Source organism: Vibrio sp. Y42_MX_L11 (assembly GCF_024181785.1).
GTDB lineage: Bacteria > Pseudomonadota > Gammaproteobacteria > Enterobacterales > Vibrionaceae > Vibrio > Vibrio diabolicus.
Genome location: NZ_JAMZAP010000032.1, coordinates 23,106 through 32,168, shown reverse-complemented (window position 1 = coordinate 32,168; position 9,063 = coordinate 23,106). Strand labels below are relative to the sequence as shown.

Sequence of the window (9,063 nt, the reverse complement as noted above, 5' to 3'; positions counted from 1 at the left end):
GCCGGGGGTCGCGGGTTCGAGTCCCGTCCACTCCGCCACTTATATTAAGCCTCAGTCGAAAGACTGGGGCTTTTTTCGTTTTGGTTACCCGACTTACCTTAACCCCATTTCCATATTGAAATCTTGCATCGAGAGGCATGCTCCTCTCTCGCGATGCTTTCTAAGCACTGTCATGAACTAGTTGATGACAGTCTCGAGATCTCGTTTTGAGCACCAGCACGTGCTTACCAAAGATTCCTCTATAACATATTAGACATATCTAGCTATGAACCTAGTTGTTCGAGGTGTCGCTTTGTTTCTATCTCGAAAACAGAACAACTTTGAATATAAGTTCAGTGTCGCTGAGATCAAGTATGAGGACTCTATAATTCTGCTAAGGGCTTGAACAACCTGAGTGCTAGCTCAGACCTTAGTTTGGTGGGATTTCAAGCCCGTTTGGGGGAGTGAGCTCGCAATCATCCTCAATGCTTCTTTCTCTATACAAATACAAAGTCGCTCATTGTTAAGTGTTGTAGAAGTTTAGGGAGCCTATATTGCCAAGGGAAGAGAAGTGATGATGAAAATGCTTAAACTAAAAGACTCCCTCTATGGATACTATCTATCGGCAATAGTTAATATCTATGACACCGTAGCGTGACGATTATTCGGATATTTAACTGTATATCAAAGAGTAACAAGCGTTCTATTCTTGAAGGGGAGTCCGAAGATTAGATATGAAAAAAGCAGCTAGATAGCTGCTTTTTTATCTATTAAGTTACGTGTCTTTAAGAGTCCACTGGCTCCGTATGCTCCGGAGTGGTTATTGCTTGGTTGTTTTCTTCCATTTTCTTCTCTTCAGCTTTTGCTTTTTCAATCATTGGGGTGATTGTTGAGCCTTGAATGAGGATAGAGAAAACAACGACGGAGTAGGTCATTACAAGAATAATCTCTTTTACATCGATTAACTTATCTTGAATCACCCAAATACCTGATGGAATAGAAAGTGCCATCGCTAGTGCCAGGCCTCCGCGTAAACCGCCCCACGTCAAAATACGCACTGACCATGGATTATATTTTCTGTAACGTTTAAAGCCTATGTAAGAAAGAAATACACTTAGATAGCGAGCTGCTAGTACAAGAGGGACTGATATAGCCATCATGATCCAGTCTTCTTTGTGGAATTCAAATAGCAGCATCGACATACCGATCAGTAGGAATAACACGCCATTCAAGAACTCATCGACGAGCTCCCAAAAGTGGTCAAGGTGGTCTTCACTCTCTTTCGAAAAGCCAATAAAACGTGTCCAGTTGCCAATCATAATACCAGATACAACCATCGCTAATGGTCCTGATACATGGATGTATTCAGCAAATGCGTAACCTGCCGTTGGGACACCAATGGTAAGTAATAACTCCATTGAGTGATCATCGGTGGCACTGATTAAGTAGTGGAATAGCAAACCGAGTACGAAACCATAAGTGATACCACCGATAGCTTCTTGGATGAAGAGTAAGGTGACACTACCTACAGTTGGTGCCTCAGTACCAAATGCAATCGTAAATAGAGTGACAAAGATAACCAAACCGAAGCCATCATTGAAGAGCGACTCTCCTTCAATCTGGGTGGAGATACGCTTGGGAGCGTCGAGCTTTTTAACTATAGCGAGTACAGCGATTGGGTCAGTTGGCGATATAAGTGCACCGAAAAGTAAGCAGTAGACTAAATCAAATTGGATGCCAATTAACTGACAAAACCCATACAGCGCAAACCCGATAAAGAAAGTGGAAAACAGGGTGGCTCCAAGAGCCAAAACGGTAATTTCCCATTTTTGATCCTTAAGGTTCGGGAGTTTGATGCCTAATCCACCCGCAAATAGTAAGAAGCCAAGAATGCCTTTGAGCAAGAAATCTTCGAAGTTGATCCTTGTGACCGTCTCCGTCGCAATTTCGGTGAGATGGAACCAGTTGTTTTGACCCGCAATTAAGATTAGAAGTGAAAGCACCATTGAACCTGCGGTAATCGCAATGGTGGTTTGCATCTTTCCTATCTTGCTGTTTACAAAAGCAATTAGCATTGCAGCTGCGGATAGAAAACATAAAGTATGATAGACCGACATAGAGCTCTCTATTTGTAACATTTTATGAATGGAATTCTCGGCTGATGCTGCTCAAATAGCAAACATTTTTTCGTGATTATTTTGCAAGTTAAGAAGGATATAAAATAATCATTAATTCTACGTTTAGACGTCTAGACTCCTGAAGTTTGTGTGATAGGATGGAAAGATAACTAAAGGAATGAGGCTGTACTGTGGGAAGTAACGTAAGACAACAGATTGAAGCTCAATTGAAGCAACGTATTCTTTTGATTGATGGTGGTATGGGAACCATGATTCAGGGATACAAACTTGAAGAGCAAGACTATCGAGGAACGCGCTTTGCGGATTGGCATTGTGATCTAAAAGGTAACAACGACCTGTTGGTTCTAAGTCAGCCTCAACTTATCAAGGAAATTCACGCTGCATATTTAGAAGCGGGTGCAGATATTCTCGAGACCAACACGTTTAACGCAACAACCATTGCGATGGCTGACTACGAGATGGAAAGCCTAAGTGAAGAAATTAACTTTGCAGCTGCCAAGCTTGCACGTGAAGTTGCAGACGAATGGACCGCAAAAACACCCGATAAACCGCGTTATGTCGCAGGGGTTTTAGGGCCGACGAACCGCACTTGTTCTATCTCTCCTGATGTAAACGACCCTGGATATCGAAATGTTTCTTTCGACGAGTTAGTTGAAGCTTACTCTGAATCGACTCGTGCTCTAATTAAAGGTGGTTCTGACCTTATTCTTATCGAGACAATCTTCGATACTCTTAACGCTAAGGCTTGTTCATTTGCTGTTGAAAGTGTGTTTGAAGAGATGGGTATTGAGTTACCTGTGATGATCTCGGGGACTATTACTGATGCTTCCGGTAGAACATTATCAGGTCAAACCACAGAAGCGTTTTACAACTCATTACGTCATGTTAAACCGATTTCGTTTGGTTTGAACTGTGCGCTGGGCCCAGATGAGCTGCGTCCTTATGTTGAAGAGCTTTCGCGTATATCAGAATCTTTTGTTTCCGCTCACCCAAATGCCGGGCTTCCGAATGCATTCGGCGAATACGATTTATCGCCAGAAGATATGGCTAAGCATGTTCAAGAGTGGGCTCAAAGTGGCTTTTTAAACTTGATTGGTGGGTGTTGTGGCACAACTCCAGAGCACATTCGCCAAATGGCACTCGCGGTTGAAAATGTCGCCCCTCGTCAATTGCCTGACCTTCCCGTTGCTTGTCGCTTGTCTGGCTTAGAGCCGCTCGCCATTGATAAAGACTCTTTATTCATCAATGTCGGTGAGCGTACGAATGTAACTGGCTCTGCGCGTTTTAAGCGCTTGATTAAAGAAGAACTGTACGATGAAGCGCTCGATGTGGCTCGTCAACAAGTTGAAAATGGCGCTCAAATTATCGATATCAACATGGATGAAGGCATGTTGGATGCACAAGCTTGTATGGTTCGATTTTTAAACCTTTGTGCGTCAGAACCTGAAATCTCAAAAGTACCAATCATGGTCGACTCTTCCAAGTGGGAGGTTATTGAAGCCGGTCTTAAGTGCATCCAAGGCAAAGGCATTGTTAACTCGATCTCTCTCAAAGAAGGCAAAGAGAAATTCGTTGAACAAGCTAAGTTGATTCGCCGTTATGGTGCGGCTGTGATTGTGATGGCGTTTGATGAGATAGGGCAAGCAGATACACGTGAGCGCAAAGTGGAAATTTGTACCAACGCTTACCGAATTCTCGTTGATGAAGTGGGCTTTCCACCAGAAGACATCATCTTTGACCCGAACATTTTTGCCATTGCTACGGGTATCGAGGAGCATAATAACTACGCGGTGGATTTCATTGAAGCCGTTGGCGATATCAAACGTGATTTACCACATGCGATGATCTCGGGTGGTGTTTCTAACGTCTCATTCTCTTTCCGTGGCAATAACTATGTACGTGAAGCGATTCACGCGGTGTTCCTCTATCACTGTTTTAAAAATGGTATGGATATGGGGATTGTGAATGCGGGTCAGTTAGAAATCTACGATAACGTGCCTGAAAAATTGCGTGAGGCTGTGGAAGATGTCGTTCTTAACCGTCGTGATGACGCCACTGAGAGATTGTTAGATATCGCGGCGGAATATGCAGGCAAAGGGGTAGGTAAAGAGGAGGATGCCTCTGCACTTGAGTGGAGAACTTGGCCTGTTGAAAAGCGCTTAGAGCACGCGTTAGTGAAAGGAATAACTGAGTTCATCGTTGATGATACCGAAGAGGCTCGTGTCAACGCTTCAAAGCCATTAGAGGTGATTGAAGGCCCACTAATGGATGGGATGAACGTCGTCGGAGACTTGTTTGGTGAAGGTAAAATGTTCCTTCCTCAGGTCGTAAAATCTGCACGAGTGATGAAGCAAGCAGTCGCGCATCTGGAGCCCTACATCAATGCAGAAAAGCAGGTGGGACAAACAAACGGTAAGATTTTGCTAGCGACGGTCAAAGGTGATGTACATGATATCGGGAAAAATATCGTTGGCGTTGTATTGCAGTGCAATAACTACGAAATTATCGATCTTGGTGTCATGGTTCCTTGCGAAAAGATCTTAAAAGTAGCGCAAGAAGAAAACGTCGATATTATTGGTTTATCAGGGTTGATCACGCCTTCATTAGACGAAATGGTGCATGTTGCAAAAGAGATGGAGCGTCTCGACTTTAACTTACCTCTTCTCATCGGTGGCGCAACAACGTCAAAAGCCCATACAGCAGTTAAGATTGAGCAAAATTACAAGCATCCAGTGGTTTACGTGAACAACGCCTCACGTGCAGTGGGCGTATGTACTTCTCTATTGTCAGATGAACGTCGCCCTGAATTTGTTGAAAAACTTGAAGCTGATTACGAACGAGTACGTGATCAACATAATCGAAAGAAACCGAGAACCAAACCAGTGACATTAGAAGCGGCTCGAGCGAATAAAGTTGCGATCGATTGGGAAGCTTATACTCCTCCAGTGCCTGTTAAGCCTGGCATTCATATCTTCGATGATTTTGATGTGGCTATATTACGTCAATACATCGATTGGACACCATTCTTTATGACTTGGTCACTTGTGGGTAAGTATCCAACAATTTTCCAACATGAAGAAGTTGGTGAAGAAGCAAAACGTTTATTCGAAGATGCCAACGAGTTACTTGATCGAGTTGAGCGAGAAGGCCTGTTAAAAGCGCGTGGAATGTGTGGCTTATTCCCTGCTGCGAGCGTGGGGGACGACATTGAAGTTTATGCTGATGAAACGCGTACCGACGTTGTGAAAGTATTACGTAACTTGCGACAACAGACCGAGAAACCAAAAGGATTCAACTATTGTTTATCCGACTACATCGCACCTAAAGAGTCGGGTAAACATGATTGGATAGGGGCATTTGCTGTCACTGGTGGTATTGGTGAACGAGAGCTTGCTGATGAATACAAAGCACAGGGAGATGATTACAACGCAATTATGATTCAAGCGGTGGCGGATCGCCTAGCCGAAGCGTTTGCTGAGTATTTGCATGAGCGTGTCCGTAAAGAAATTTGGGGTTATGCTGCGGATGAAGATTTATCTAACGATGATCTCATTCGTGAAAAATACCAAGGTATTCGCCCTGCACCAGGTTATCCAGCGTGCCCTGAGCATACTGAAAAAGGACCGCTTTGGGAGCTACTTAATGTGGAAGAGAATATTGGCATGACTCTAACCTCCAGCTATGCAATGTATCCGGGCGCGTCAGTCTCTGGTTGGTATTTCTCTCATCCTGACTCACGTTACTTTGCGATCGCACAGATCCAAGAAGATCAGCTAGAGAGCTACGCCGATCGCAAAGGGTGGGATAGGATCGAGGCTGAAAAATGGTTAGGGCCAAACATTAACGGTTAAATTGATGTTTACCTCGTTCAAATGTAACAACTATTGAAACAACAAAGGGCTGCAGATACGCAGCCCTTTGTTTTATTGAGTTGAACTTACTTCTCAAACAACTCGGTGTGGAGTTTTTGTATGGCTTGTTTCGATACCGATTCATGGAGCAAGAAGCATAAGTTGTGAGGGCTAGCTCCATAACAAATCATGCGTAGGTTAAAGTCTTCTAGCGTGCCAAAAACCTGTTTCGCGTAGCCTTTACTCTCACTCATGTTGTTACCAATGAGAGCAACGAGGCATAGGTCATGTTCAACTTCTACCTTACATAACTCTTCTAACTCTTCTCGTACAGCTTGCGGCAGCTGTGGTGCTCCGCCAGAGGTATCAGTTTGATCAAGTGTTAACGATACACTGATTTCAGATGTCGTGATCAAATCGACAGAGATCTTATGCTTTGCAAGGATCTCAAAGACCTTTGCTAAGAAGCCGTATGCGTGGAACATGTTGGCGCTACGTAGCGTTACCATGGTTTGGTTACAACGCAAAGCTAGCGCACGGAACAACGGTGAGCTTTCGACTTGGTGGCGAATCCAAGTTCCCCCTTTTTCTGGCTCTTTCGATGACCCTACAAATACCGGAATGTCGTGGCGCAATGCGGGTACTAGCGTAGAAGGATGAAGGATTTTAGCGCCAAAGTTAGCCATTTCTGAAGCTTCACTAAAGCTGATCTCGGGAATTGGTGAGGCTTTTGGCGCAATTCGCGGGTCTGTTGTGTAGATGCCCGGAACATCAGTCCAGATTTCTAACCCTGCCGCTTTGACGCTCTCAGCAATTAAGGCGGCGCTGTAATCGCTGCCTCCTCGACCTAGTGTTGTTGTATTACCTGCTTCGTCAGATCCTATGAAGCCTTGAGTAACAACAACGGATTGTTGGCAAAGTGGTACGAGTTTATCTTGCGCAAGCGTCGAAATTGCTTCAATGTTTGGCTCCGCGCGACCAAAGTTGTCATCAGTACGCAGCACATCGCGTATATCAAAGCGCACTGCTTGAATGCCTCGCTCACACATTAACTGAGCTAGAATGTGCGTCGACATGAGCTCACCACATGCGACTAAATGATCGGTTAACTTCGCACTAGCTTGGATAGATGCAGCCTCGGCAAGGCTGGTTACGGTATCTAATATGGCATACACCTCGGCAGCAGTTTTTGTGCTGTCTTCGAGCTGAGTTAAAATGGCGTCATGAATATTGGCCAGATTTTGCAGCAGCTCAGTACGGTGCGTTTGATCCTGTACACCATTGGCGAGTTCCACCAATAGGTTGGTGACGCCAGAACAAGCGCTGATCACGACCAAGCGAGTATTTGGATTGTTTTCGATAATGGTGGCACAACGACTCATTGCCTCAAAGTTGGCAACACTGGTTCCACCGAATTTAGCTACGTTAAATGCGCTCACTGCGTTCTCCCACGACTTCCTAAAAAATTGTACATCCAATGTTTAGTGAGAAAAGGAACAGAGCAAAAAGAGAGGTATTTAGAATGCTATTTGAAAAATTTACCCTCAGAAGCCCTTCATCAGACTGCGCTGATGACAGTTGATGGGATTCAGCCCAATTCAACCGACAAGTCAAATCCTGCAACTTTGACTTACCTCGGCACTACTCCCCCTCAATGATTGGTGTTGGAATTGCGGTTCCACAAATCATCTACCTGGGTAGCGCTCCTCTTCTACATAAAGCTCAAACATTGAACGGTTTTGAGGCCTTAATGTCAATCAATATTTCAACCTTTATGGTGTTTTTTATTAACGATTTTGTGACACTGGTTTGACCTCCATACTTACGGCTAATTGCTGATAGAGGAAAAATCTATTAGGGTGAAGAACCCTACACCTGAGCCATGTTATTGAATAGAACTTTTAGAATGCTCAGGATAAAAGATAATCAAGGAGCTGACATGTCGATCCAAAGCTTTATTCCGCCTCACCGTATTTTAATGGGACCTGGTCCTTCTGATATTTATCCTCAAGTGTTACAAGCACTAAGCCGTCCTACTGTAGGTCACCTTGATCCTCTGTTTATCGGTATGATGGATGAGCTCAAGCAGCTATTGAAGTATGCCTTTCAAACTGACAATGAGTTCACTATTGCGGTTTCAGCGCCAGGTAGTGCAGGGATGGAAACCTGCTTTGTAAACTTGATCGAGAAAGGCGATAAAGTGATCGTCTGCCGTAATGGTGTATTTGGTGAACGCATGCGCGAAAATGTCGTCCGTGCTGGTGGTGAAGTTGTTATCGTCGATGATGAATGGGGGACGCCTGTTTCCATTGATAAAGTCGAGCAAGCACTCGAACAGCACCCAGATACAAAAATTCTTGCTTTTGTGCATGCCGAAACCTCAACTGGTGCAGTCAGTGATGCTCAAGCATTGGGTAAGCTGGCGAAACAGCATAATGCATTATCTATTGTTGATGCGGTGACGTCACTTGGTGGTGTACCGTTAAAAGTGGATGAATGGCAACTGGATGCGGTTTACTCTGGCAGTCAAAAATGTTTGTCATGTGTACCAGGGCTCTCACCAGTGACGTTTTCTCCTGCCGCGATTGAAAAGATTCAAGCAAGAACAACACCAGTACAGAGTTGGTTCCTCGATCAGAGTTTAGTATTGGGGTATTGGAGTGGAGAAGGTAAGCGTAGTTACCATCATACGGCGCCAGTTAATAGCTTGTATGCGCTTCATGAAGCTTTATTGATACTGAAAAATGAAGGATTAGAAAACGCTTGGGCTCGTCATCAACTGATGCATGAAAAACTCAAAAATGGCCTACAAAAGCTAGGTTTTGAATTTGTTGTGGACGAAGCCCATCGTTTGCCGCAATTAAATGCGATTTACGTGCCTGAAGGAATTGATGAAGCAAAAGTTCGTGCTCACTTGCTAGAAACCTATAACCTAGAAATTGGTGCAGGCCTCGGGGCATTAGCTGGTAAAGCGTGGCGTATTGGCTTAATGGGTTACGGCGCTCGACCTGAAAACGTTGCACTGTGCTTAAAAGCGTTAGAAGAGTCACTCACTGAATAAAGCTATACCGCAATGAGATAAAGAAAAGCGAAGG

4 protein-coding genes and 1 riboswitch are annotated in these 9,063 nt (G+C 44.3%); of the genes, 2 read left to right on the top strand and 2 right to left on the bottom strand.

The window, feature by feature from the left end; all coding sequences use genetic code 11:
- Window positions 1-764: 764 nt before the first annotated feature.
- Entirely contained in the window at window positions 765-2,096 is a 1,332-nt protein-coding gene (locus NL643_RS21840) for a sodium:proton antiporter (protein WP_053306797.1), read from the bottom strand.
- Window positions 2,097-2,287: 191 nt separating this feature from the next.
- Between NL643_RS21840 and metH the strand changes: the two genes are divergently transcribed.
- A complete protein-coding gene (gene metH / locus NL643_RS21835; protein ID WP_164666954.1) occupies window positions 2,288-5,968 on the top strand; it encodes a methionine synthase in 3,681 nt (1,226 codons plus the stop codon).
- Window positions 5,969-6,054: 86 nt separating this feature from the next.
- Here the strand turns inward: metH and lysC are convergent, their stop codons facing one another.
- Window positions 6,055-7,407, bottom strand: a complete 1,353-nt coding sequence (lysC, locus tag NL643_RS21830; RefSeq protein ID WP_253645180.1) for a lysine-sensitive aspartokinase 3 — start codon at window positions 7,405-7,407, stop codon at window positions 6,055-6,057.
- Between the two features lie 101 nt (window positions 7,408-7,508).
- A riboswitch (Lysine riboswitch) is annotated at window positions 7,509-7,687 on the bottom strand.
- A gap of 220 nt (window positions 7,688-7,907) precedes the next feature.
- Between lysC and NL643_RS21825 the strand changes: the two genes are divergently transcribed.
- On the top strand, window positions 7,908-9,029 hold the full coding sequence (locus tag NL643_RS21825; protein ID WP_012841365.1) for an alanine--glyoxylate aminotransferase family protein: 1,122 nt from the start codon (window positions 7,908-7,910) through the stop codon (window positions 9,027-9,029).
- Window positions 9,030-9,063: the final 34 nt, after the last annotated feature.

Coding starts and splice junctions, on each gene's coding strand:
- NL643_RS21840 (WP_053306797.1), bottom strand. CDS start 2,096: ATGTCGGTCTATCATACTTTATGTTTTCTATCCGCAGCTGCAATGCTA.
- NL643_RS21825 (WP_012841365.1), top strand. CDS start 7,908: ATGTCGATCCAAAGCTTTATTCCGCCTCACCGTATTTTAATGGGACCT.